This is a genomic window from Acinetobacter sp. USHLN143 (genome assembly GCF_037145695.1).
Lineage (GTDB): Bacteria > Pseudomonadota > Gammaproteobacteria > Pseudomonadales > Moraxellaceae > Acinetobacter > Acinetobacter fasciculus.
In genome coordinates this window covers 1-23879 of record NZ_JBBCWZ010000049.1, presented here as the reverse complement: position 1 = coordinate 23879, position 23879 = coordinate 1, and the positions used below count along the sequence as shown (strand labels likewise).

The 23879-nt window shown below is 40.5% G+C and carries 22 protein-coding genes and 3 pseudogenes; 10 read left to right on the top strand and 15 right to left on the bottom strand.

The window, feature by feature from the left end; translation table 11 throughout:
* A pseudogene (locus WFH18_RS12195) lies at positions 1 to 87 on the bottom strand (Ohr subfamily peroxiredoxin); the annotation flags it as partial.
* A gap of 205 nt (positions 88 to 292) precedes the next feature.
* Between WFH18_RS12195 and WFH18_RS12190 the strand changes: the two are divergent.
* Entirely contained in the window at positions 293 to 1627 is a 1335-nt protein-coding gene (locus WFH18_RS12190) for an ISNCY family transposase (RefSeq protein WP_004646891.1), read from the top strand.
* A 121-nt stretch (positions 1628 to 1748) separates the two neighbouring features.
* On the opposite strand, the gene WFH18_RS12185 is transcribed toward WFH18_RS12190, so the two are convergent.
* The 9 genes and pseudogenes from WFH18_RS12185 to WFH18_RS12145 all read right to left on the bottom strand — a co-directional run bounded on the left by WFH18_RS12185 (position 1749) and on the right by WFH18_RS12145 (position 11203).
* Positions 1749 to 2516 (bottom strand): OmpA family protein, encoded by a 768-nt coding sequence (locus WFH18_RS12185; protein WP_004280226.1) that lies wholly within the window; start codon positions 2514 to 2516, stop codon positions 1749 to 1751.
* A gap of 183 nt (positions 2517 to 2699) precedes the next feature.
* Positions 2700 to 4376: pseudogene (locus tag WFH18_RS12180) on the bottom strand (ImcF-related family protein); the annotation flags it as partial.
* A gap of 93 nt (positions 4377 to 4469) precedes the next feature.
* Entirely contained in the window at positions 4470 to 5231 is a 762-nt protein-coding gene (locus WFH18_RS12175) for an alpha/beta fold hydrolase (RefSeq protein ID WP_004280222.1), read from the bottom strand.
* Between the two features lie 915 nt (positions 5232 to 6146).
* Positions 6147 to 6515, bottom strand: coding sequence for a hypothetical protein (locus WFH18_RS12170; RefSeq protein WP_004280221.1), 369 nt, complete (start codon positions 6513 to 6515; stop codon positions 6147 to 6149).
* Positions 6516 to 6878 carry an immunity protein Imm33 domain-containing protein gene (locus tag WFH18_RS12165; RefSeq protein ID WP_004646887.1) on the bottom strand — a complete coding sequence of 121 codons (363 nt, stop codon included), beginning with the start codon at positions 6876 to 6878 and terminating at the stop codon, positions 6516 to 6518.
* A gap of 129 nt (positions 6879 to 7007) precedes the next feature.
* On the bottom strand, positions 7008 to 7610 hold the full coding sequence (locus WFH18_RS12160; RefSeq protein ID WP_004280217.1) for a nitroreductase family protein: 603 nt from the start codon (positions 7608 to 7610) through the stop codon (positions 7008 to 7010).
* 431 nt (positions 7611 to 8041) lie between these two features.
* Positions 8042 to 8533, bottom strand: a complete 492-nt coding sequence (locus WFH18_RS12155) for a hypothetical protein (protein ID WP_305158325.1) — start codon at positions 8531 to 8533, stop codon at positions 8042 to 8044.
* A gap of 126 nt (positions 8534 to 8659) precedes the next feature.
* Entirely contained in the window at positions 8660 to 10054 is a 1395-nt protein-coding gene (gene fumC, locus WFH18_RS12150) for a class II fumarate hydratase (protein ID WP_004280213.1), read from the bottom strand.
* 138 nt (positions 10055 to 10192) lie between these two features.
* Entirely contained in the window at positions 10193 to 11203 is a 1011-nt protein-coding gene (locus tag WFH18_RS12145; protein WP_004280212.1) for an NAD-dependent epimerase/dehydratase family protein, read from the bottom strand.
* Between the two features lie 70 nt (positions 11204 to 11273).
* Between WFH18_RS12145 and tusD the strand changes: the two genes are divergently transcribed.
* The 4 genes from tusD to WFH18_RS12125 are packed head-to-tail and all read left to right on the top strand — an operon-like array spanning position 11274 to position 12665.
* Complete coding sequence (gene tusD / locus WFH18_RS12140; RefSeq protein ID WP_004280211.1) at positions 11274 to 11642, top strand: sulfurtransferase complex subunit TusD; 369 nt, start codon at positions 11274 to 11276, stop codon at positions 11640 to 11642.
* Between the two features lie 44 nt (positions 11643 to 11686).
* Positions 11687 to 12037 carry a hypothetical protein gene (locus WFH18_RS12135; protein ID WP_004280210.1) on the top strand — a complete coding sequence of 117 codons (351 nt, stop codon included), beginning with the start codon at positions 11687 to 11689 and terminating at the stop codon, positions 12035 to 12037.
* Positions 12038 to 12054: 17 nt separating this feature from the next.
* Positions 12055 to 12339, top strand: a complete 285-nt coding sequence (locus WFH18_RS12130; RefSeq protein WP_004646886.1) for a DsrH/TusB family sulfur metabolism protein — start codon at positions 12055 to 12057, stop codon at positions 12337 to 12339.
* A 14-nt stretch (positions 12340 to 12353) separates the two neighbouring features.
* Positions 12354 to 12665, top strand: a complete 312-nt coding sequence (locus WFH18_RS12125) for a TusE/DsrC/DsvC family sulfur relay protein (RefSeq protein WP_004280207.1) — start codon at positions 12354 to 12356, stop codon at positions 12663 to 12665.
* Between the two features lie 115 nt (positions 12666 to 12780).
* On the opposite strand, the gene WFH18_RS12120 is transcribed toward WFH18_RS12125, so the two are convergent.
* From WFH18_RS12120 to ybaK, 3 genes and pseudogenes are all read right to left on the bottom strand, one after another.
* Positions 12781 to 13263 (bottom strand): hypothetical protein, encoded by a 483-nt coding sequence (locus WFH18_RS12120; protein WP_004280206.1) that lies wholly within the window; start codon positions 13261 to 13263, stop codon positions 12781 to 12783.
* Positions 13264 to 13332: 69 nt separating this feature from the next.
* Positions 13333 to 14533 (bottom strand): annotated as a pseudogene (locus WFH18_RS12115) (YncE family protein).
* A gap of 244 nt (positions 14534 to 14777) precedes the next feature.
* The gene (gene ybaK, locus WFH18_RS12110; RefSeq protein WP_004280203.1) at positions 14778 to 15245 is read right to left on the bottom strand and encodes a Cys-tRNA(Pro) deacylase; all 468 of its coding nucleotides are present in this window, start codon (positions 15243 to 15245) and stop codon (positions 14778 to 14780) included.
* Between the two features lie 959 nt (positions 15246 to 16204).
* On the opposite strand from ybaK, the gene aroQ reads away from it, so the two are divergent.
* From aroQ to accC, 3 genes are read left to right on the top strand one after another with little or no spacing between them, the layout of a single operon-like run.
* Positions 16205 to 16660 carry a type II 3-dehydroquinate dehydratase gene (aroQ, locus tag WFH18_RS12105; RefSeq protein ID WP_004280201.1) on the top strand — a complete coding sequence of 152 codons (456 nt, stop codon included), beginning with the start codon at positions 16205 to 16207 and terminating at the stop codon, positions 16658 to 16660.
* A gap of 16 nt (positions 16661 to 16676) precedes the next feature.
* Complete coding sequence (gene accB, locus WFH18_RS12100; protein WP_004280199.1) at positions 16677 to 17093, top strand: acetyl-CoA carboxylase biotin carboxyl carrier protein; 417 nt, start codon at positions 16677 to 16679, stop codon at positions 17091 to 17093.
* 18 nt (positions 17094 to 17111) lie between these two features.
* A complete protein-coding gene (accC, locus tag WFH18_RS12095; protein ID WP_004646808.1) occupies positions 17112 to 18476 on the top strand; it encodes an acetyl-CoA carboxylase biotin carboxylase subunit in 1365 nt (454 codons plus the stop codon).
* 55 nt (positions 18477 to 18531) lie between these two features.
* On the opposite strand, the gene WFH18_RS12090 is transcribed toward accC, so the two are convergent.
* Positions 18532 to 18975 (bottom strand): hypothetical protein, encoded by a 444-nt coding sequence (locus WFH18_RS12090; protein WP_004646807.1) that lies wholly within the window; start codon positions 18973 to 18975, stop codon positions 18532 to 18534.
* A gap of 314 nt (positions 18976 to 19289) precedes the next feature.
* Here WFH18_RS12090 and WFH18_RS12085 point away from each other — a divergent pair, with 314 nt between their 5' ends.
* Positions 19290 to 20720 carry a sensor domain-containing diguanylate cyclase gene (locus WFH18_RS12085; RefSeq protein WP_005251666.1) on the top strand — a complete coding sequence of 477 codons (1431 nt, stop codon included), beginning with the start codon at positions 19290 to 19292 and terminating at the stop codon, positions 20718 to 20720.
* Positions 20721 to 20766: 46 nt separating this feature from the next.
* Positions 20767 to 22257: an amidase gene (locus WFH18_RS12080; protein ID WP_004646804.1), complete on the top strand. Its 1491-nt coding sequence runs from the start codon at positions 20767 to 20769 to the stop codon at positions 22255 to 22257.
* Positions 22258 to 22273: 16 nt separating this feature from the next.
* Here WFH18_RS12080 and WFH18_RS12075 read toward each other — a convergent pair whose 3' ends face one another.
* Positions 22274 to 23440, bottom strand: coding sequence for an MFS transporter (locus WFH18_RS12075; protein WP_004646803.1), 1167 nt, complete (start codon positions 23438 to 23440; stop codon positions 22274 to 22276).
* Between the last annotated feature and the right edge of the window lie 439 nt (positions 23441 to 23879).

Here is a 23879-nt window from a genome sequence, read left to right as displayed (position 1 = left end):
TTTTAGTTCTAAGATACCATCTTCACTACGAATATTTCCTGAACGTCCACCGATTGCTTTAACCTGGGTAGAATAAAGATTACTCATTTTGATTACCTTTAAATAAATACACTGTGTGCAATATAATTGCACACAATGTATTTATGTCAACTGTTTTTTATATTCCATTTAACATAATATACATTATACGAAATACTATTGTTAGAACCCATTTAAAGTGTCTATATTCTCACCAATAAAAATGTCTGGTTTATGATGGTTTTTATCACCATGGACTGGATATAAAATATAGATGCTGATCACTATGTCCGATAAAGAAATTCAACGTCTTGCAGTTCTGCAAGACGTTAGAGATCATCGTATTACCCAGGTCCGTGCTGCTGAAATCCTGAATCTTTCCACCCGTCAAATTACCCGGTTATTGCAGAAGCTCAATCAAGATGGTGTCTCAGGTATGGCACATGCCAGTCGTGGTCAACCGGGTCATCGTCGCCATGACGTCCTGTTAAAATCAGAATGTCTTTCCATTATTTCTGAACATTTACTTGGCTTTGGTCCTACATTGGCTCATGAGAAGCTCAGCAGCATGTTTGGCCTGCATATCCCGGTAGAAACGGTTCGTCGCTGGATGACTGCAAATGACCTCTGGATTCCTCGATCCAAGCGCCTGAAACGTCCATATCAGCCTCGATACAACCGTGATTGCTTCGGTGAGCTGATCCAGATCGATGGCTCATATCATGACTGGTTTGAAGGTCGAGCTTCCAAATGCTGCTTGCTAGTTTATATCGATGACGCCACTGGAAAGCTGTTGCATCTGCGCTTTTGTGAGGCTGAAACGACCTTTGATTATATGCTTTCAACCCGAGCCTACATTGAGCAATACGGCAAGCCTTTAGCGTTTTATAGCGATAAACACTCGGTATTCCGAGTGAATCAGAAATCGAGCCAAGATAGCCAGATCACGCAATTTGGGCGGATTCTGAATGAGTTAAATATTGATATTATCTTCGCCAACTCACCCCAGGCCAAAGGCCGTGTGGAACGTGCCAATAGAACACTCCAGGATCGCCTGATCAAGGAAATGCGCCTAGAAGGTATCTGTTCAATTGCCGAGGCAAATGCCTGGCTGCCCTGCTTTATTGAGCATTTCAATCAGAAGTTTGCCAAGTGTGCGCGAGACTCAAAGAATTTACATCGGCCATTAACCGAATCTCATCTTGAACTGGATGATATTTTTACCTGGCAGGAACTGCGTAAGGTCACCAAGAATCTGACCCTGACCTATGACAAATGTATTTATCTGCTTGAACCGACAGAGCTGAATCATAAGCTTGTTGGGCAATATATTTCATTTCTGGAGTACCCGGATGGGACTGTGGCCCTCATGCACGAGGGACGAAAGCTCAACTACAGCATTTTCAATAAATTAGCTGGGCTACAGCAGAATGAGATCGTTGAGAATAAACGGTTAGGTACAGTTCTGGCACATATTCAGCAACAGCATGAAGAGTTGGAAAAACAGAATAAACGTTCCCGTCTCAAGAAAAGTATGCCGAGTTGTAAAGCTCAGAAAGCTGTTATTGAACAAAGAAAGTTAAATCCTGTGCTTGACTCTTGTGGTTAAAAACAGGACATTTTAAATGGTTTATCGCATAGACATTTTAATTGGTGAATAACACAACCTAATATGTTCATATAACTGCATTCACCATATACTTATAGCTGCTGCTCAAGCAACTTAAACGTTAAAGCACTTCAAATTCAATCCGACGATTTCTCTTGCGACCATCAGCTGTTGCATTATCCGCTACAGGTTTACTTGAACCTGAGCCTTTAGTACTCAGTAAATGTGTTGGAACATTTTTTGCGATTAAATAAGATTTCACTGCTTCTGCACGTTGCTGACTCAACATGAGATTTTTATTAATATCGCCTGAACTATCCGTATGTCCAATAATCCGTATTTTTTTGCCGCTAACCTTATTTAAGGCACTGACCATTTCATCCAGAATTTGTATACCTGAGGTTGCTAATACTGCACTGCCAGATTCAAATTCAATAATCCGGTTCTTTAATGCAGCATCAATAATCCGCTGTTCGGCCTGATTGACTGAAAGCTGTGCATTTAAACGATAATTTTCAGGTATTAAACCCTTAAATTTTTCTGTAGTATCCTGAATTTCATAAAAATTTGATACTTTACCCGTTAGCTTAATATCAGAACCTTTAACCGTTAACGTTCCCTGTTTAACTTTTTTAAGGTCTTTATTAATCACATCACTGACTATATTCGACCAATCCGTTGATGCCACTACTTGACGAATCTGAATGCGATCTATCACATTTTCCTGACCATAATTTGAATGCAATTTCGCCAAAATAGCTTGCTTACTATTGTTATTCGGTACATTACCTTCAGCAATTACAGGTTGTGCATGCACATTAAAACCAATTAAAAAACAGGATAAAATAATGATTTTATTTAACTTTAAGTATTTATTTTTTATTTTCATTTTATGCTTCTATAAATGTTTATTTAATTAATTTAATGCCTTGAGTCAGGCTCATCTGATTTTCAGTTAAAGACTATTCTAGTGCCGCCAACCTTGAATTATTTTCTACATTAAAATTAGTTGTTTTTAATTCATATCAATTCACCCACGTGATCCATTTACAATATAATTGATTGATCAATGTCATGGCGCTGAAGTTCCTATGTTTGCAGCAGCCGTGGTAGTTGTCTGAACAGTTTTTCCTGATATCGTCTTATTCTGAGCTGCGACCACTCTTACTGCTTTATTCGAAACCACCTGATCCACCAACTGCAAATTACTATAACTTGGATTACTTCCGATAGAACTTGTATTATTCCCACTCACAAACCGAAAATTGGTCTTCACAAATAGTTCAGGATTCTCTTTACTGCGCCAGACCATTTCAAAAATATTGCCTTTTTGTGTACGCTGAGCACTATCAATCAAACGATTGATTCCATATTCCCCAGGCTCATCAAAAATGGTATGGGTCTTCCCTTCCAAATCAATCACCGTGATCCGTGCGCCTGGAATTGCGCCGGAATTTGGCCAGATAAAATTCACCCATTGTTGAATTCCGTTTTCAAATAGCATTCTTTGTCCATCAATATCAATGGTATAAGCCAATAAATGAGCCTGTTCCAGTGGGTAAAACTGGAAATTAGATTGATTGGGTCTCACTGCCTGACGACTGGTATTATTTAACTCACCAGTTGCCATACCATTCACAGGCGCGACATAATTTTGAAAGTTTGCAACAAACACAGGATTTAGATTAAGCCCTAAATCTTGCCAGGTTTTCGAGCTTAAGCTATAGCCACGACGGATCACTAAGGGATCAAGATGCTCTTTGACAAAACGGGAAATACTGCCATTTTCACCAAAAATCTGATTAATTTCTTGAGAGGTTGCCTGTAAGCTACCTTGACTGCTAAACGGATATTTTTGCGATAAATTTGCATTAAATGGTTGATAGGCCTGTATTAGCCAGAGTTCGTTCATTTCAGCTTGTGCCGGAAGCATCAGACTTTCAAAGGAACGTGTGAGAGGAACACTAAACAACTTCTTAATCAGCTGTTGATCCAGCTCATGGGTTCCTACCGACATTTTCTCATCCACAAACTTTTGAGTGATATTAAAGATAGAATTCTGCTCATCAACGGTCTGCTTAAGGAGCATCATGCTCGCCGGACCAATATCTCCAGAACTTTTTAGATCATTAAAGCGACTCCGTATCTTGGCCAGAGATTGCATATACTCATCCAGCAGCGACCGGTTCTGCAAATCATCTCGTGTACGTACAATCTGGTAGAAGATCTGAAAGTCTTTGGCAATCATCCCCTGAGAGAAAGTCGATGCAGAATTCTGTGCCAACTTGCCATCATGACGTTGCAATATCTTGCGTTTAAACCAGGCAATAAAACCTTTTTGTGGAACCGCCAACTCAGCTTGTACCATTGGATTATCCCAGCTGGTTTCTTGCGCTACCCGTTGTATGACTTTACGAATCGGTGAGTTTTCTGGTTCGCTAAGAATATCTATCTGATATGTTTGCTGATTAAAGTCACCGGCCTTGGCATAATAAATGGCACCCAAGAATTTACGCCATTCGCTGATATATTCTTTTTTATACATTTCAGTCAGCTGGCGTCGAATTTGTTCAGGACTGCCACTAAAACTCAAATCATCAGACTGTGATGTATTAAGTACCCAATCTTTACTTTCAGTTGGGCTTTGCGCCGCGGTTTCTATGGCAGGTTGTACATATTCGTTCCAGGCTTGATAGCTATAAAAACCGGGTAAGGCATAACTTCCCAACATGGTTGTCTGAGCATTCTCGGTTTAAAGAAAACAGCTGAAATGGCGCATCAACTCATTCATGAAGGACAATTACAGACTCAAACATTTCAGCCTTGAGTGCGAAATCGTAAATTAATTTAGAAAAGTCTGCATATGTTTAATGACTTCATCTGGCTTTTCACCATGCAGCCAATGTCCTGTATTTTCAATGCATTCAATTTTCGCCTGAGAAAATTGTTCATTGATTGCCGCAAAATGTTCAGGTTTTGAGATATAAAAAGAATTACCGCCACGAAGAAATAAAGCTGGCTGATTAACTTTTTCGACCTTTTCCCAAGCCATAATATCTGGATAATGATCAAATAAAGCTTGAACATTAAAGAGCCATTGCCCTTTATTAAAGGATTTTAATAAAAACTGAATTACCATTTCTTCATGAATGTATTCACGCATAATTTTTGCTGCCTCAAGTCGTGAAGCAACATTTGCTTGCTGCACAGCAAATAAGGCTTTAAAAATCTCAGTATGATGACTCTCATGATATTGGATTGGTGTAATATCAAGAACGACCAACTTTTCAGTTTGTACTCGGGCTAAATCAGCCAATTTCATAGCAATTTTTCCGCCCATAGAATGCCCTATTACTATGAACTTTTGAATATTTAAACTTGATAAAGTTTCTAGGACATCTTCCGCCATGAACTGATAATTTAAGTCTGAACTATGACCAGAAAGACCATGATTGCGTACATCAATTTGAAGCACGGTTCTTTGCTCAGAAAAATATCGAGCTAGTATTCCTAAATTACTTAAACTACCGAATAAACCATGAATAAAAATCATTGGAGATAGTACTGACGTTTCGTGGTGTTGGAGTTGATAATTTAGGATCATTTGAGAATTCCGTGATTTCTTTCTTTATTTAAGTGTTTATAATGGATTTATATTGGGAATTAATCAATTGCGAAATTTTTAAATATAAATTTTACTTAGGCTATTTTATGGGGATATATTTTGCTTAGGCTAAATAATTCATAATCGATTTGTAAGTATTTAAAATTACGATTTTAGATCTGGATGGATATTTGGCTATAAATATGAAAGAAGATGGTTGAGTTGTGATGCAGACTAAATAAAATTAATGAAAATCTTAAAACTGGGATTTAATAACATGTAAACCACTTTTAGGTCAGAGTGTTTCTTAAACTAACTCGCTGTTATTACCCAAATAGACTGAGGTAATTTTGAAAATATTGTTTTTAATTATTCATTGCTTATTATTTATCAAAAAATGACTATTCATAAGTAGCTTATTAATCCACTTGATTCTGTTTAGAATAATACGTCTTAAGTCCAAATGAGTTACAGGTAGTAAACATCAACATTATAAATTTCCCCTCTCCCCCTTTCTTGATAAAGTTGTTAAAATTATGTATTGCTTAGGCTATTTTAATATCTTAGGATGTTCAAGTTATTAGCTTAAATATAAACGTGCAATCACGCTATCCTACTTAAATTATCCTGTTCAAGAAATTACACCGCATAAATAAGACATTTTTTAGAAATTACAAAACCACGATTATTCATCTATTCTTATCAATAGCTTGAATACAGTGGATATATCCCCGAGGTATGAGGTATTCACATTAAAATAAATTTAAATTAACTTAACAAACTCTTTATCAAATGATATTCGGGAGATGGTCTTTCAGGTTTTAATATCTATAAAATTTGATTGTGAAATAGACTTAGATACTTTATTTTTATTCCACTGCGAAAAACTTTCAAGATAAAAAAGTAGTTTATAACTTATTCTACTTCCCTATTTTTACAAAATACGCTCGCCGTCATTCCAGATTTAGTCAAACTTTGATCCTGCCGCTCAAGAAAATTTCTGGCAATCATAGACATCGTAGGTGCCATATTCAGACTGCTGTTTTCTTCGGACACCTTTTGAATATCCTGATAGGCTTTCAGTCGCTTGCAGAAAGCCTGGCGTTGAGTTTGGGCATCTGCCTTTTGATCATCTTCATCTAAAATATGTTTGGTTTCATTCACGATTTTAGTCTGTGCTGAAATAAACTCATCATAGGCACTTTGTGAAAGCGGCTGTGCGAAGACTACGCTACTCAGTCCTAATAATAATCCAGCACAAATGAAAGATGATTTTTTTAGCATTTAAATTTCTTCTTTCCAGACATCTTCATAATCATCGGCATCGATCATGAAACGAAAACCTGTTTCCAGAGCCAGATACGGTAAAACTTCTGGTGCAATGTCCTGTAATTCACGTACTGTCATGGTTTCAAAAGTTTCTTCACTTGAAGGTTCTCCACCATAAATATACCAGCTAATATTTTCAGCCGTTTCAGGCTTTTTACGGATGCCGACAATCGGATCTTGTTTCAAGGTATGTACGGCCACCGCAACAACATCATCACCCGTGACTTCAACATAAGCCGAGCCTACTTCTTCACAAAGTAGTTTTTGCTCTGCGATCAGTTCTTGTAAAGGTGATAGGTTTTGCGTGTTTTTCGACATTCGGTCTTACTCATCAATTTTCATTAGCACGCTATTTTAACTTAATTTTAATGAAGCTGATTGGGATTTCATCGAGATCTAAAAAATATCTGCCCTTAAACCGTGTTAAGTGCAGATATGGATCTCAGCTTATTGGAATACTTTAAAGCGCTCTTCATCTGCCAGATAATCTTTGGCACGTGGCTCGCCTTCTATCGAACCAAAGACCAACTGTGCACGCAACTTCCAGTTCGATGGAATGTCCCATTCCGCATGTACCTGTTCATCCACGATCGGATTGTAATGCTGCAATGATGCGCCCAGACCTTCTGTATGCAATGCTGTCCAGGTTGCAAATTGTGCGATCGCAGTCGAATGCTCTGCCCAGATTGGGAAGTTATCAGCATAAGATGGGAATTGTTCCTGTAAGCCTTGTACGACTGTGTGATCTTCAAAAAATAAAACGGTACCTAGCCCTGCCGCAAAACTTGCCATTTTTACTGTGGTTTTTGCAGCACTTTCTTCATCTTTAGCATAGCTTTTTAATTTTTCTGCTACAAAGCCCCAGAACTTTTCATGTTCTGAATTGAATAAAATGACGGCGCGTGAAGACTGAGAATTGAAAGAAGATGGGCTTTGCTTAATTGCAGTCTGAATCAAATCAGTTAAATGTTCAGGAGATTGTTCAACATTCTTGGCAATGGCATAAATAGTACGGCGTTTAGTAATTAAATCTAAAAACTGATTCGACATTTTTGAAAATCCTGGGATATATCTTCGGGAAAATTTGAACCTTCAGTTATTTTTATGAAGGATAGCTAATCAATGGAGCTTTTGCTTTAACGTGAGATAAAGCCTATATACCTTAAAAAATAATGGACTCAATTACTAGGCTATTTAATTGATATTTTTATATATTTTTTAGCTAAAAATGATCATTTTCATCTATTTTTTGAACAATCGTTAAAACTACTGCCCTATGCGAGTGCCTGACGCTAAACAATGGTTCAACATGCGCTATTATTGATCAAAATTTTAAGAATGAAAAAGTTCAATGACCATATTTAATATTGCTTAGGCTATTTCAAGAGATCATGCATCATGAAATAAATCTCATATTCCAGATAAAATTAATCCCCCAAAATTGGAGGATTAATTTTATAATTAAAAGCTAAAAAACCGATTTAAAACTTCGCGTTCAGCACCTGAGCAGATACTTTAGTCTTCCAGAGCTCACGTAAAATCGGTAAATAGAATTTCTCACCGAGTTCCACCAGTTCTGCATCAATCAGAGCATGCATCTCATGCATAAACAAATAATCCAGTTCAACTGTGGTTAGTTTAGTCTGCTGTTTTTGATAGTCTTTGCGTTTCTGTTGGGCTTGTTTAACCAGACGATCCGTAAATGCTTTATCTTTAAACTGGGTAATTGCTTTTAATCGAAGTTCGATAATACCCCATCCAGTTAAGAACATCTGGAAGGTTTCAAAATCATCGCTGGTCGATTCCCAAGACATTTCTTCCAGATTTTCATTATCGGGAAGCACAGGTAAAAGAAGTTCCATCACACTTGGGAAAATCTTTTTGAAATTCAGAATAAATTTAACAGGATGCTCACCTGGATAATCCTTGAATTGCACCTTTCTTTGAACATCTGTTAAATAAATATCAAGCATAAAACAATCATCAGTGGTTAATCTCATCTAACATTATTGTACGCAACTCTGCCTGAGATAAAAACCACTGCTGACTATTCCATGATAAAACAGGCGTAAAGATTGAAAATAAAAGTGCTCCGGCCCTTATTTAGCATTCGGTGAGACCATCTGTTCAGGACGCACCACTTCATCAAACTGTTCAGCGGTGACTAAACCCAGTTCAACAGCCACCTGTTTTAAGGTTTTTCCTTCCTTATAAGCTGTTTTGGCAACCTTGGCTGCATTCTCATAACCAATGACCGGATTCAATGCCGTGACCAGCATTAAAGAATCATGCAGGAAATGTTCAATTTTCTCATGATTCGGCTCAATGCCTACGGCGCAATGATCATTAAAACTGTTACACGCATCGCCTAAAAGCTGGATGGATTGCAACAGATTATAGGCAATGACCGGCATAAATACATTCAGTTCAAAGTTACCTGATGCACCTGCCACGTTAATGGTGGTGTCATTTCCGAGAACTTGCGCGACCACCATCGTCATCGCTTCACTTTGCGTCGGGTTCACCTTACCCGGCATGATGCTAGAACCCGGTTCATTTTCAGGAATACGCAATTCACCAAAACCACAACGTGGCCCGCTGGCTAGCCAGCGAATATCATTGGCAATCTTATTCAGGCTAACCGCTAAAGTCTTTAATGCACCAGAAGCAAATACCGCAGCATCACGGCCTGCCAAAGCCTCAAACTTGTTTGGCGCAGTTACAAATGGCAAGCCAGTTAATTGTCCCAGGGTTTTAGCAGACTGAACGGCATAATCAGGATGGGCATTCAGACCGGTACCAACCGCTGTACCGCCTAATGGTAATTCATATAGTCCGACCAATGCCTGTTCTAGACGAAGAAGCCCATGATCCAGCTGAGAGACATAACCGCTGAATTCCTGCCCCAAGGTTAAAGGCGTAGCATCTTGTAGATGTGTCCGGCCAATTTTTACAATATCGGCAAAATCCTGAGATTTGGCATATAAAGTATCGCGTAAACGTGTGACAGCCGGAATTAAAAGTTCATTAATCTGCAAGCTCGCAGCCACATGAATCGCAGTTGGAAATGAATCATTGGTAGATTGGGCACGATTGACATGATCATTTGGATGAACCGGTTTTTGTGCCCCTAAATGATTGCCCAATTTCTGGTTGGCAATATTGGCAATCACCTCATTACAGTTCATATTGCTTTGTGTACCTGAACCAGTTTGCCAGACTACCAGTGGAAATTGACTGTCCCATTTCCCGCTGATGACTTCATCTGCCGCATCCACGATATAGCGTGACAGTTCTTGGGGAATCTGGTTTAGCTCGGCATTGGTCAAGGCAGCCGCTTTTTTGACGAGTCCCATGGCACGAATCATTGGCCGTGGCAACCGCTCATTGCCAATTTTGAAATTTTGCAAGCTACGCTGAGTCTGAGCGCCCCATAAAGCCTCACTCGGTACAGCCACCTCTCCCATCGTGTCATGTTCAATACGTGTTTGCATGTTCAACCTCAATTCTTCTTGCCTGTTACGGATCTTAGGAATTTCTATATCAATGATTTAATCTATTTATTTAAAGTAATCGATTACAGTATCAATGTAAATGATAATTATTATCAAATATAAGCTAAGTTCTCTTACTTACTGCCCTCTGAGCATATTCTGATAAAACAACCATTCATCCTCAAGCATCTTTCTGAGTGATCGCTGAGGTTGCCAATGTAGGATATTTCGCGCTTTTCCAATGTTCGCCCCCAATTGATCCATTTCCGCATGTGGGTATGGCAGAGCATCCATGGTTTTGATTGCAGACTGAGTCACTTCAGCCAGTTGATCTAGCAAATCCTGTATGGAAATCAATTCACCGGCAATATTAAAGGCTTCACATTTTAATTCCTGCTGTTGTGATAGCCATTGCAAGGACTTGATCACGGCATCACAACAGTCTGCGACATGCAGAAAACTGCGTTCTACTGTGCCATCCGCAGTATGGGCCTGACGGCGTAATTCCAGATATTCACGTTGCTGTGCAGCGACCTGCATCGCCAAAGGCAAAATATTTTTCGGTAAAGGTGGCACCGCTTCCCCCAGCACACCGTGTTCAAAGGCGCCGGCGATATTGGATAGACGTAGGATCGCAATCCGCCATTCATTATCAGTTTTGGCAGTATCCCGGATAATTTCCTCAACCATTTGTTGCGATTTGATATAGGGATTCGGATAGGTATAGTTAAAAGGCAGATCTTCGCTTAAATCTGTGCCAGATTGTCCATATACCGCCAGACTGGATAAATGTACCAGATGACGCACTCCGGTACGTTGCATGGCACGCATGAGACTCATAATACAGCTGACATTATCATTATAATATTCAAGTGGTTTTAATACTGATTCTTCCAGTGACTTAAAACTTGCGGTATGTACCACAGCCTGAATCGAATGCTGCTCAAAGACTTTGTTCAATGCTGGGGTATTGCGAATATCAATCTTGATAAAAGGTACGTACATGCCGGAGATAAACTCAAGACGCTCCAGAGTCTGTAAGTTCGCATTGGCCAAATTATCGACCACAATGACCTCTAGTCCTTGTGCTAACAGACTTAAAGCAATATGTGAGCCTAAAAAGCCTAATCCACCCGTCACTAAAATCATTTATACTACCTACTTTCTGATGAAGCCAAGATCAATCTGTTGCTATTGATCAAGCCTGTAGTGAATTTCGATGAGCACCTTAATTCTTGTTACCTCCGCACCGACTTCCATTTATGCCTGGCATGCCCTGGGTTTGGCTCAGGCCTTGCAAGATAAACAGGAAGCATTCCGTGTATTCTTCTATCAGGACGGCGTATCGGTCGCAAATGCACTGCAATGGGTACCCGACGATCAACGTCATCTTACACATGCATGGCAAGCGCTACAGATTCGCCTCCCGGTCTGTGTAAGTGCAGCATTGGCACGTGGAATTACAGATCTGGACAATGCTCGACGTCACAATATTCAGCAGCATAATCTGGCAGATGCCTTTGAATTGGTCGGTTTAGGTGAACTTGCCGATGCTGTTCAGTCCTCACAACGTCTCATTCAATTCTAGATGTTTCATTTTTTAGAATGTGTTGCTTTTCCAAGGAATCTTGTGTGAAATCTGTACTTGTTATATTAACCCAAGCCAATCTGACCAGTCTGCAGGTGCATGAAAGCCTATCGGCTACGATGGTCCTGGCAACTTTTGGCGCAGAAGTTAAAGTCCTGCTACAAAGTGCTGCCCTCAGTTTGCTGCATTCAGACCTGCAATTTGACCAGGTGCATCATGCATTCAAACTGGCATCAAATATGGTCGACAGTTTCGAGTTTTATGATCTCACTCCGATTCTGATTGAGAAAAAAAACCAGCATTCCTCATTTGTGGCACAGAGCGAACAAGAAATCGAATTTATTGAGCTTAATTCTGAATTTATTCAAAGCTTTGATCATGTGATGTATTGGTAAGGAACAAGGATATAAAAATGTCAAATCACACACTTTATCTGATCCAATCCAGCTATTCGGCAACAGCGCAGATCCTAGAGCAACTGGCTCAAACTTATACAATGGGTGATCAGGTCGTGCTGATGGGTGAAGCGGTTTTGCTGCTAGAGCATTCATTTCTTCAAAGCTTGCCGAAAATTCACATACTGAAAAATGATGCGGAGTTATTAGTACAGCCTTTGCCTGATCAGATAAAGCTTTTGAATTATGCGGATTTTGCAGATCTTTGCCTCGAGTTTAATCGCTGCATTTCAATGAAATAATAAATGAGTTAGATATGAATTTAGAATTGGATCAAGATGGCCATCTGGTTGACTATACCATCTGGAATGAAGAAGTCGCTCAAGTGCTGGCCGATAGTCTGGAACTGAGCTTAACTCCTTGGCATTTTGAAATTCTGCAAGCGGTACGTCAGTTCTATCAGCAGTTTGGTCATTCACCAGCAACACGACCACTGATTAAATTTTTAATGAAAACTGTCAGTGCCGATATCAATAATGCCATGCTTCAAGAAAAGTTTAATACTGGTCTGGTGGCCCGTCACTTAAGCCGTTTGGCTGGTGTACCCAAGCCTGCAAATTGTTTATAAAGATACTTAGCTTTCTATAGTGTGTATTTAAAGGCCCAGATCATTTTTTGGGCTTTTTTTTATGAGAGCAATTTTCAGACTGAGAATAATGAAAGATACAGCTGGATCTAATTCGTCAAGTTCGAGTTTGTTCTAATACTCGCAACGCCCGATGCAATTCATGATCCATTTCAGGCAGAACTTTAATCAGAAACTCAATTTGTGCTTTCGCTTCGGCCTTGCTCACCAGTTGGGCCTCTACCAGTTTTTGCTGCTGACTGATCAACAAACTGACTTGTTGAGGATTTGGTCGTTGTCCCTCACTTAAAGCGTTAATGATCTGAGTAAAGTCCAGATATAACTGTTCTTGTTGCTTTGATAATTCGCTTTGCTTTGCAACCGTATCGTTCTGTTTCTTCTTCGTAGTTTGACTATTCTCAGGAGAGTTAACAGATATATAGCTTGCCGATTTTTCAACTGGCAGGACCGGATCAGAATGGGTCTGATCAGTAAAATTCGTCCGATAGATTTCTTGTCGTACCTGATAACCAATACCCACTAAAGTCCCAAACAAGAGCAATCCGATCATTACATAGAACAGAATTGTTTTATCATTCATTTTTATGTCCTCAGCTCAACAAAGACAACCTTTATCAAAAAGCTGTCTTTTTCGCTAATCGACGATTGACTACGGCGTTGACCAGTCTGCTGGTGCATAACCAATCCGAACGCGTTGTGGATGATTTCCTACCGGTACACTCAGCACTTTATTGCCTGTGGCAAAATCAATCACTGTGACTACATCTGTTTCACTTTCTGAAATTACACAGCTACGACCATCCGGGCTTCGCGTTGCCCAATAAGGTTTATCTGCAGAAATCAGTTTCCCGGCTGTCAGTGTTTTGCGATCTACAATCGTAGCGTAGTTATCCATGGTACCGGCGACACAGAGCTTTTCACCATCAGCACTGATTGATAGGCCATGATGACGCGAATCATTCACCCATTTTGTCCGGTCTTTCGGAATACTGTCACTGCCAGGCAGCTGTCCGATCCGGCTAATCTTGTTCTGATTCAGATCGTACTCAATCAGCCCATTAAAAAATGAAACCTGGGCATACAGTTTGGTTTCATCCTTACTAAATACCATTGGTCGTACTGAGTTGGACAAATCTTTTCGACCAAATGCATCCAATGCAGGCCTGAAATCGATTTTTCTTACCACCTGATGCGTATTGGCATCTGCGATAGTGATAAAACGCTTACCTTTAGTAAAGTCTTGCCACTGTGCATCCATCGAGGTTTCAACATTGCCGATGGCAGAGTTCAGGATCTTGTTGCCGCCATCGAAGTAAATGTTTTCATGCGGTTTATCGCCAGTGCTGAAACGGCCCAACTCTTTACCGGTATGGATATCCAGTACATGCACCACATTTCCTGAAGATGCAGATACGGCGACTCGTTGCCCATCTGGTGATACCGCCATATGGTCGGCACGGAAGCTTTCAACAGGCGTCCGCCAGTTAATCTTGCCGGTTTTGATATTAATCGATACCACATCAGCGAAACTTGGGCGCGATGCAACGACTGACTGACCGTCTGGTGTCGAGTACATATCATCCACCAGCTGGTCATTGCCTTCACCAGCTGTAGTCTGAATAAGTATAAGCAATCAGTTTGATTGGATTCAGGTGAATTTCCTTAAGGCGCTCTTTACGGTCAGGAATCATGTTAATGACGCCTATTTTGCCAAAATCACCCGATGGACGAATCACGGTTACTGTGCCATCCCAGTTATTTCCGACAAAGAAAACCTGCTGTGAATTGGCAGGTGCTGCTAAAGACGAAGTAGCGGCCTGTACACTCGGCAACGCAGAAAGCATCGCCATTGCAGATAATGTCAGACAGAACCGTGGTCATTTTTTATTTTGAATTTTCATCCATTATGCTCCGCATCATAATTTATATTTTTGTTTTCATTCCTTGTTGTGTACACAGTCAGGCTGTGTTTTAACTTATCTAATATACAAACGTATAAAATGATTTACTGTTATTTCCGACCAAAAAATATGCAGCCATTTTAAATCTATCACTTCAGGTTCTATGAATTTAGGTGATCATCGTACTTCGATCTTATGTATCCAGTACATCGACAAACTGTGCATTGAGCACATTGGCAAGATCAGCTGGTTTTATTCCGATATCCAAGCCTCTTTTACCGCCACTGACATAGATCGTATTCAACTGTTCTGCGCTGGCATCAATCACCGTTTTTAATCGTTTCTTTTGACCAATGGGACTGATTCCGCCGACTAGATAACCGGTCAAGCGTTCTGCATGTTTAGGATCTGCCATCTGGAGTTTTTTGCATCCTACGGCCTGCGCTACTTTTTTCAGATTGAGTTGATGATGTACCGGTAAGATGGCAACAAAATACTGTTTTTCATCCGTGACTAATAAAGTTTTAAAGACTTCTTCCACCGAAAGCCCCAATTTCTCAGCAGCTTCTAACCCGAAACTTTTGGCATTGGCATCATGTTCATATTCATGAATGCTGTATTCGATTTTATTGGCTTTTAATAGTTTGCATGCAGGTGTCATAGAAAGTCTTGTTTGAGAGGTATCGCATGATTATATAAAGATTAGCTCAAGAAGTTAATGTAGATGAGGCAACTACAGAGCAAATTTTGCTTTAAGTCCGTATTCCGCTTCAATCAGACCTATTTGGTTCAATCTTTACGCTCTTCAATACTTTTAAACTCTTCTGCAAAGATGATGACGAGCAAAATATCAACAAATGTATGTGTTTTTGCCACTGTCTATGCGTTAGGTGAATCATATCTTTACTGCGTAGAAGACTTGAAGATGAACACATTCGTCACCTCACAGATCTATACACACGAAGCATATAAGTCGAGCGTTTTATCTTAAACCTGCTGAGATTCAACCCTTATATCTAGAAGATGAAGTACATTTTTGCACAGCACTTATCATGGATGCTTGAAGTTAAAGTAATGTAATTAATTCCAATCTATTGGAAGAATAGACCTAGGAAAATCCAAGGACAATAAGAGAAAATATCATTAACATATTGTCTTATCTTATATTTTTAAATTTTCATCACGTTTTAAGAAGCGGTCGATAGCTTATATATAAAGAGGATAATCAGCACAACTCTAAAGTCAGAATGTAAAGAGTTTTCTATGCTCTAGAAGTCGAACATTGCGGTAAAATCAGCCAGACAACTCTTGCTCAAAACTAAAAATATCACTAAAAGGAAGAATTTAGCGTTAACATGAAGATACAGTTACATAAAGGATATTAACTGTTTTTGCCAATTGGGTTTACAATGAAAATAATCTGAATACCCAGCGAATTGTAATTTTTTAACATTGCCAAATCTCTGCAAAGTTTTCATTATAGCGCCACTGTTTGCTATATGCTTTCTACGTTAATTCAAAGAAATTATAAATAGTAATGTAGAAAATCATGCAATAATAAGCAGAGTTTGCAGACATCTTGCAAACAAACCCCGATACTTTTTAATTGGAGCATGCTGGATGAGTTCGACCATTTTGGTTATTCATGGACCGAATTTAAACTTGCTTGGGAAGCGCGAACCGGAAGTTTATGGTCACCTTAGTCTTGACGATATTAACCAGCAACTGATTACTCAGGCTCAAAAGGCCACATTACAACTCGAAACGTTCCAAAGCAACTGGGAAGGTGCCATTGTTGACCGAATTCATCAAGCTCAGCAAGACGGCGTTCAATATATAATTATTAATCCGGCAGCATTGACTCATACCTCTGTTGCGGTTCGCGATGCCCTTCTTGGCGTTGCCATTCCTTTCATTGAAGTCCATCTGTCTAATGTGCATGCACGTGAGGCATTCCGACATCATTCGTACTTGTCCGATAAAGCCATCGGCGTGATTTGTGGTCTAGGTGCAAAAGGCTATGCTGCTGCCCTCGACTATATCATTGAAAAAATACAACCTTCTACACAATCTTAATTAGGAATACTGTCTCATGGATATCCGTAAAATCAAGAAACTCATCGACTTGATGATTGAATCTGACTTACAGGCGATCGAAGTTAAAGAAGGCGATCAGTCGATTGCATTAACTCGTCGTAATCCAGTGGTTGCAGCAGCTGTTCCTGCTATGCCTGCACCAGCAGCCGAAGCGCCAGCAGTAAAATCTCCTCGTGGCGCAGTTGAAACTTCACCAATGGTCGGCGTGTTCTATGCAGCACCAAGCCCAGGTGAACCGACATTTGTTAAAGTTGGCCAGACCGTTTCTGCAGGCGATACGCTGGGTATTATCGAGGCAATGAAAATCATGAACCCGATTGAAGCTACTCAAAGCGGTGTGATTGAAGAAATTCTGGTGAAAAATGGTGAAGTGATTCAATTCGGTCAACCACTTTTCCGCTACCGCGCTTAATCACCCCGGGGATTTATAATGTTGCAAAAAGTTTTAATTGCAAACCGTGGTGAAATTGCGTTACGCATCACCCGTGCTTGCAGAACTTTAGGGATCAAAACTGTAGGTGTCTATTCTGACGCAGACAAGGACCTGATGCATTTACGTTTCTGTGATGAAGCAGTGTGTATCGGCCCTGGTGCGAGCAGTGACAGCTACCTGAATATTCCTGCGATTATTACAGCTGCTGAAATTACCGGCGCAGATGCAATCCATCCTGGTTATGGATTCCTCGCTGAAAATGCAGAATTTGCAGAAATCGTGGAAAATTCTGGTTTTATCTTTATTGGTCCACGTCCGGAACATATTCGTTTAATGGGGAACAAGGTTTCTGCCATTATTGCCATGAAAAAAGCTGGTGTACCAACAGTACCAGGCTGCGACCATGCCGTAACGATTCACAATGCCATGGCTGAAGCGAAAGAGATCGGTTTTCCACTGATTGTAAAAGCTGCTTCTGGTGGTGGTGGTCGTGGTATGCGTATCGTAGAAAATGTCGATACCCTGCTTGAATCTGTTCAGGCTGCACAGCGTGATGCGGAAATGTGGTTTGGTGATGATACGGTGTATATGGAACGTTTCCTGCAAAAGCCACGTCATGTCGAAGTGCAAGTACTGGCTGATGGTAATGGCCATGCGATTCATCTGTATGATCGTGATTGTTCACTACAGCGTCGCCATCAAAAAGTACTGGAAGAAGCGCCAGCACCGAACTTACCAGAGCAAGCACGTGCTGATATTCTAGAAGCCTGTGTCAATGCCTGTAAATTGATGCAATATCGTGGTGCAGGTACATTCGAATTCCTGTTTGAAGATGATGAGTTCTTCTTCATTGAAATGAATACGCGTGTTCAGGTTGAACATCCGGTAACTGAAATGGTAACGGGTATCGATATTATCGAACAGCAATTGCGTATTGCTGGCGGCTTAGGTCTCGATATTCAGCAAGAAGACGTCAAAGTTTTAGGACATGCGATTGAATGCCGTATTAACGCAGAAGATCCATCGACCTTCCTGCCTTCACCAGGCAAGATTGACAACTTCTATGCACCAGGCGGCGCAGGTATCCGTTTAGATTCGCATGTTTATCCAGGCTACAGCATTCCACCGTATTATGATTCGATGATTGCCAAACTGATTTCGCATGGTAAGGATCGTGAGACATCTATTTCTCGAATGAGAAATGCTTTGGAAGAAATGATTTTGACTGGCGTTAAAACCAATATTCCTTTGCATAAAGATTTAATCCTTCAGGATAAAAACTTCTGCAAACAGGCAATGGATATTCATTACCTAGAGAAGCATTTGTTAAAGCAGCTTGAAGGTGCTGAAGACAAAGCTTAAATCAAAGCTCATAAAAAAACCGCTGTCATTCAGCGGTTTTTTTATGGTTTGCAATTTAAGGCAATACGCGTCTGAGCACAGCAAAACATTGTTCGGCTTTTTCATTGGCGCAGAAGTTAATGGTATAAGGGTTTTGCCATTTCACAAAATATTGCGAAATTTCACCAGACTGATCCACCTGATTGCCTGAACAGTCTTTTTCATTATTGTCATATTTTACTTGCAGAATCAGCGCTGGAATCTGCTTCGAAGGATCCTGTGCCGGCTGATAGTCATATAGCCCCGACGTCCACTCATCGCCACTTTTAATCACCACATTATTATTGCCTTTAAAATTATAATATTCGATACATTTTTTATTATTCGGGATTTCCATTCCCCACAATCCGACAATTTCCGGACGGGTTTTCACAGTAAATGTATTTGGGATTTCAGCAGCTTTAGCAGGAGCATTCGCTGGTTTTTTATTTTCTGTCGCCATTAGCCAAGGTGAGCTCATGAGTAAGATAAGGCTAAGACATATTTTTTTCATATTTACCGGCATCTTGTTAACAATTGATTCTAAATTATCATATTTTTTGGGATCGTGTCCCGCTCTAACGCAATTTCAATACAGAGTCAGAAATTATTTATCACATTGTTTAAAAACATGGATTTCCTTTCTGACTGTTTTTGTATATATTTCGTATATAAGAATCTTAATAGTTCGTATTAATAACAGCTTAATCAAACAATAAAATTATATTTTAGGTCAAACTTAGTTGCTGAACAAAGTGATCATTCACACTTAGAAATTTGAATAGGATTTTAAATTTGCAATTAGCTCGAATAACAGAACAACAATTAAATCATGAAACATATGCTTATTTTGTCATTGTTTTCGCTGTTTTAGTCTGTTGTTTTATTGGGATCGCAACCAGACCGATTGAGTACCTGGCCTTATTGTGGCCGGCCAATGCTGCCTTGTTAGCCCTGTTCTTACGCTTTCCACATTTAAATAATGTGGGAGGTTGGCTTGGTGCATTCAGTGCTTTTATGTTTGCAGATCTCGTCACCGGAAACAGCCTATTACAAAGCCTGTTTCTTACCCTGTCTAATCTGATCAGCACTATTGTCTCGATATTTTTTATTCGATATTTCAAGATTAATTACAAATACTATAATACTGGTTATACATTCGTTCATTTATTTGGCATCTTCGCTTTTGCCGGCTGTCTGGCCAGCGCTGCTTTTGCAGTTGCCACCCTGCCAAACTTACCCAATACATTCATGACCAAAGAAAACTTATGGATTGATTTTGGTCTATGGTGGACGGGCGAGATGGTCAATTATATCGTGGTATTACCTTTGCTTCTGGCCTTTCCCAGAATCAAGGATATGCAGTATCTGTTTAAAAACCGCCGTCAAAAGCGTCATCATTTCAGTTATTTTCTGCCCGCAGCTACAGTCGTACTCTGTGTCATCATCACCAATATTTTTTCAGGTCCGGGCACCCTGCTCTATCCTTTGGCTGCGCTGATCTGGGCCGCATTAACCTATCGCCTGTTTAGCATGACACTGATTAATGCGTTTGTGACTATTTTAACCTATTACAGCCTGACGCGGTTTTATGCCACAACGCATGACACCTTGGCAGATTCTACGATTTATATTTCGCTCCGGATCGGGCTGTTTATGCTGGCCTTATCGCCGCTTATTCTTTGTATTATTAGTCAAAACCGCAATGAGCTGTTTAAACGGGTTCTCTATCTGGCCAATCATGACAGTCTGACCCGCACCATGAACCGTCATTTTTTCTTTCAGAAAGGTGAATATTTACTGCAATATGCCAACAGAATGGAATTTTCGGTCATCATGCTGGATATTGATCATTTCAAACGTCTGAACGATGATTTTGGCCATCATGTCGGTGACAAGGTGCTGCAACATTTTGCGGAAATCATTCGCTGCAATTTACGTGCTGAAGATCTGTTTGCACGAATTGGTGGGGAAGAATTTGTGCTGTTACTCTGGAATACCGAACCATCAGAAGCACGTCTTATTGCAGAACGGATTCGTGATCTGGTGGAAAAAACCCCGATTTATCAATCAGATGGCTCGCCCCTGTATATTACCGTGAGTGTGGGCATCACTCATCAAAATGAACCGCAGGCCCAAGACCTGCAAAACCTGATCAATATTGCAGATCAAGCCTTGTATCAGGCCAAACATCGTGGGCGAAATCAGGTGGTGCTTGCATCTTGAGCCTAAATGATCTACAACCTTGAAGCAGCAACACTAGGGAATGGCAATGAAATTTGAAGAATATCTGCAATATGACGGTTTAGGACTGGCTGATCTGGTCGCCAATAAACAAGTACATTCAAGTGAACTTTTATCTGCTGCACTAGAGCGTAGTTCAATTGCCAATCCCGAGCTAAATGCAATTATTATTCCGATGCATGAGCATGCATTGAAACGGAGCCAGCAAAATCTGTCCGGACCTTTTGCCGGTGTGCCTTTTCTGGTTAAAGACCTGTTTCAGGAATATGCCGGTTATCCAACTTCTTATGGTTGTCAGGGCTTAAAACGGATTGGTTATATCGCCGAGACCAATGCCGAGATTGTCAATCGCTGGGAAAAAGCCGGGATTGTGACTTTTGGACGTACCAATACTCCTGAATTTGGGATTAAAGGTATTACTGAACCAGATGCTTGGGGCAGCTGTAAAAATCCGTGGAATTTACAGCATAATAGCGGCGGCTCGTCCGGTGGTTCCGCTTCTGCCGTGGCTGCCGGAATTGTACCAATTGCGGGTGCTGGTGATGGTGGCGGCTCGATACGTATCCCCGCTTCCTATTGCGGCCTGTTTGGCCTGAAACCGAGTCGTGGCCGCACGCCTTGGGGACCACAAATGAGTGAAGCCATGCATGGCGCCGCGATTCAGCATGTACTGACCAAAACGGTACGGGATAGTGCTGCAATGCTGGATGCCACCCATGGTGAAGATCATAGTTCACTGTTTAAGATTCAGCGTCCACAGCATCATTATCTGGATGTGATTCAGCAACCGCCAAAAAAACTGAAAATTGCGTTTAGCACTTATTCTACGATTGGCACACCTGTTTCCCAGGATGCCATTAAAGCCATTGAAAAAACAGCCAAATTGCTAGAATCTTTGGGCCATGAGGTGGTCGAAGACCGTCCAGCCATTGATGGAATGCAACTGGCCAAGGATTTTATTACCACCTGGTTTAGCCAGTTTTCATTTATGCTGGATGAAATCCAGAAAGGCTATCCGTCCAAATCGAATGATTTTGAACTGGACTCTTTAGCGCTGGCGGCTTTTGGGGCCAAAACCAGCGCGATTGATTATATCCAGAACCTGAATAACTGGGGCCAGTACGTGACCCAGATGAATCATTTCTTTGATAATTATGATCTGTACCTGACGCCTGCAACGGCGACAGTGGCGCCAAAAAATGGTGAGGTCAAAACACCAAACTGGCAGAAACCGATTCTTAAAGCTTTATTGAAACTAAATAAAGCACATTTGCTGGCGCAAGGTAAACTGGTCGACCAGATTGTGAAAGAAAATCTAAAATGGGTGCCTTTTACCCAGTTGGCCAATATTACCGGACTCCCAGCGATGTCTGTACCACTGTACTGGAATGAACAAAACCTGCCGCTCGGTTCACAGTTTATTGCGCCGTTTGCCCGTGAGGATCTGCTATTACAACTGGCAGCCCAATTGGAACAGGCACAACCGTGGTTTGGGCAATACGCCAAAATCCGTATTTAATACTGAGATGATATTTTCAAGCCTGTTTTTGCAGTTCGACTTTATTTGGCAATCCGAAAATCAGTAACAAGCCAAGCAAAGTCGATACTGCAGCAGCGATAAAAATAGATGTGCCGCCGACTTGATCCCAATAATGCCCAGCCAGAATACTGCCACTCGCCACGCCAACGCCCCACATCGTGCTATATAGCGCTTGTCCACGTCCTTGCTGCCCTGCAGAAAAATTCTGGAAAATCACTCGCATCGCAATCATATGAAATAAACCAAAACTTAAAGCGTGAATCGTTTGAGCAAAAAACTGTGCCATGAATGAAGCAGGAAAGACCCCGACGATGAACCATCTTAATCCGGTCATCAATAAGCATAACGTGACCAGATGGCGCCATGACCAGCGTGTCAGAAAGAACGTCGCATAGGCAAACATGATGATTTCCGCAATGACCCCGACTGACCAGAGCAGCCCAATCTGGCTGGTGCTAAATCCCGCCTGACTGAGATAATTGCTATAAAAACTATAAAACGGCGCGTGTGAAAATAGCAGAATCAATTCAATCAGGAAAAAACTATACACCACTGGGCGTTTAAATATCGGCCATAAGGGTTCGAGCTGTTTCTGGGCGATAGGCGCCATCGTGGGCTCTTTAATGGTAAATGACCAGAGAAAGGCCAGAAATGAAATACACAGCAACAACACTGGCAACATACTGATGCTCATAATTTCAAAGACGGCGCCCAAGCCGAATACACCAATTATAAAACCGACAGATCCCCATTTTCGTACTTTGCCATACAGTTCTGCTCTTTTTTCTCCGAGCCAGAACAAAGTCACGCCTTCAAACTGTGCCAGAATGGCATTCTGAAAGAAACTGAAAATCAGCATCAGTAAAGCTACGGACTGAAAGCTATTGGGAATAATAAAAATCATGAACCAGATACAGGCTTCCATCCAGGTGGCAATACGCACCAGCAACATACGTTTACCGGATTTGTCTGCAATCCAACCCCAGATCAACGGCGCAAAGAATCGGGTAACAATCGCAATAGAAGATAAAATGCCGATTTCCTGATAATTGAAGCCTTGATCTTCAAGATACAGACTCCAAAAAGGCATGAATGCTCCAACAATCGCATAGTAAAAAAAGTAAAATCCACTGAGTCTATGCTGGATTGCTAGAACTGGCATTGATTTATATATCCTAATATTTTCAAAATGTTAAACTCAATAAATTTCTATAGCACTGTATTCGACGACTCTTGATTTTGCTACGAGCATCTTGCATTAGTCTAAAAATAAATTTTCATAAGTTTATGGATAAATTTTGCTAAAGTAAAAATTCTGTGTTGAGTTAAATTAAAGTAAGAATATAAATCGGCTTCTATATTGAGCACACGATAAAGAGTGGAAACATTTTTAGAAAGGAGCTGGATGAACTTTAAATCTGAAGATCAATAATTACACAGACATTCTCATTATTTTATGGCTAAATTATGTCCAAAGATTTTCAGATCATAGGGCAGAGTAAAACTTGAAGTGCGACATAAACCACCTAATTAATTTAAAGGGTTTATGGAGTATATAAAATTGTCATACCATCATCTTAACTTTGAAGATCGTACTGCAT

What these genes read in the sequence shown, in the direction of transcription:
- WFH18_RS12190 (WP_004646891.1), top strand. Translation starts at nt 293, where the DNA reads ATGCTGATCACTATGTCCGATAAAGAAATTCAACGTCTTGCAGTTCTG.
- WFH18_RS12185 (WP_004280226.1), bottom strand. Translation starts at nt 2,516, where the DNA reads ATGAAAATAAAAAATAAATACTTAAAGTTAAATAAAATCATTATTTTA.
- WFH18_RS12175 (WP_004280222.1), bottom strand. Translation starts at nt 5,231, where the DNA reads ATGATCCTAAATTATCAACTCCAACACCACGAAACGTCAGTACTATCT.
- WFH18_RS12170 (WP_004280221.1), bottom strand. Translation starts at nt 6,515, where the DNA reads ATGCTAAAAAAATCATCTTTCATTTGTGCTGGATTATTATTAGGACTG.
- WFH18_RS12165 (WP_004646887.1), bottom strand. Translation starts at nt 6,878, where the DNA reads ATGTCGAAAAACACGCAAAACCTATCACCTTTACAAGAACTGATCGCA.
- WFH18_RS12160 (WP_004280217.1), bottom strand. Translation starts at nt 7,610, where the DNA reads ATGTCGAATCAGTTTTTAGATTTAATTACTAAACGCCGTACTATTTAT.
- WFH18_RS12155 (WP_305158325.1), bottom strand. Translation starts at nt 8,533, where the DNA reads ATGCTTGATATTTATTTAACAGATGTTCAAAGAAAGGTGCAATTCAAG.
- fumC (WP_004280213.1), bottom strand. Translation starts at nt 10,054, where the DNA reads ATGCAAACACGTATTGAACATGACACGATGGGAGAGGTGGCTGTACCG.
- WFH18_RS12145 (WP_004280212.1), bottom strand. Translation starts at nt 11,203, where the DNA reads ATGATTTTAGTGACGGGTGGATTAGGCTTTTTAGGCTCACATATTGCT.
- tusD (WP_004280211.1), top strand. Translation starts at nt 11,274, where the DNA reads ATGAGCACCTTAATTCTTGTTACCTCCGCACCGACTTCCATTTATGCC.
- WFH18_RS12130 (WP_004646886.1), top strand. Translation starts at nt 12,055, where the DNA reads ATGTCAAATCACACACTTTATCTGATCCAATCCAGCTATTCGGCAACA.
- WFH18_RS12125 (WP_004280207.1), top strand. Translation starts at nt 12,354, where the DNA reads ATGAATTTAGAATTGGATCAAGATGGCCATCTGGTTGACTATACCATC.
- WFH18_RS12120 (WP_004280206.1), bottom strand. Translation starts at nt 13,263, where the DNA reads ATGAATGATAAAACAATTCTGTTCTATGTAATGATCGGATTGCTCTTG.
- ybaK (WP_004280203.1), bottom strand. Translation starts at nt 15,245, where the DNA reads ATGACACCTGCATGCAAACTATTAAAAGCCAATAAAATCGAATACAGC.
- aroQ (WP_004280201.1), top strand. Translation starts at nt 16,205, where the DNA reads ATGAGTTCGACCATTTTGGTTATTCATGGACCGAATTTAAACTTGCTT.
- accB (WP_004280199.1), top strand. Translation starts at nt 16,677, where the DNA reads ATGGATATCCGTAAAATCAAGAAACTCATCGACTTGATGATTGAATCT.
- accC (WP_004646808.1), top strand. Translation starts at nt 17,112, where the DNA reads ATGTTGCAAAAAGTTTTAATTGCAAACCGTGGTGAAATTGCGTTACGC.
- WFH18_RS12090 (WP_004646807.1), bottom strand. Translation starts at nt 18,975, where the DNA reads ATGAGCTCACCTTGGCTAATGGCGACAGAAAATAAAAAACCAGCGAAT.
- WFH18_RS12080 (WP_004646804.1), top strand. Translation starts at nt 20,767, where the DNA reads ATGAAATTTGAAGAATATCTGCAATATGACGGTTTAGGACTGGCTGAT.
- WFH18_RS12075 (WP_004646803.1), bottom strand. Translation starts at nt 23,440, where the DNA reads ATGCCAGTTCTAGCAATCCAGCATAGACTCAGTGGATTTTACTTTTTT.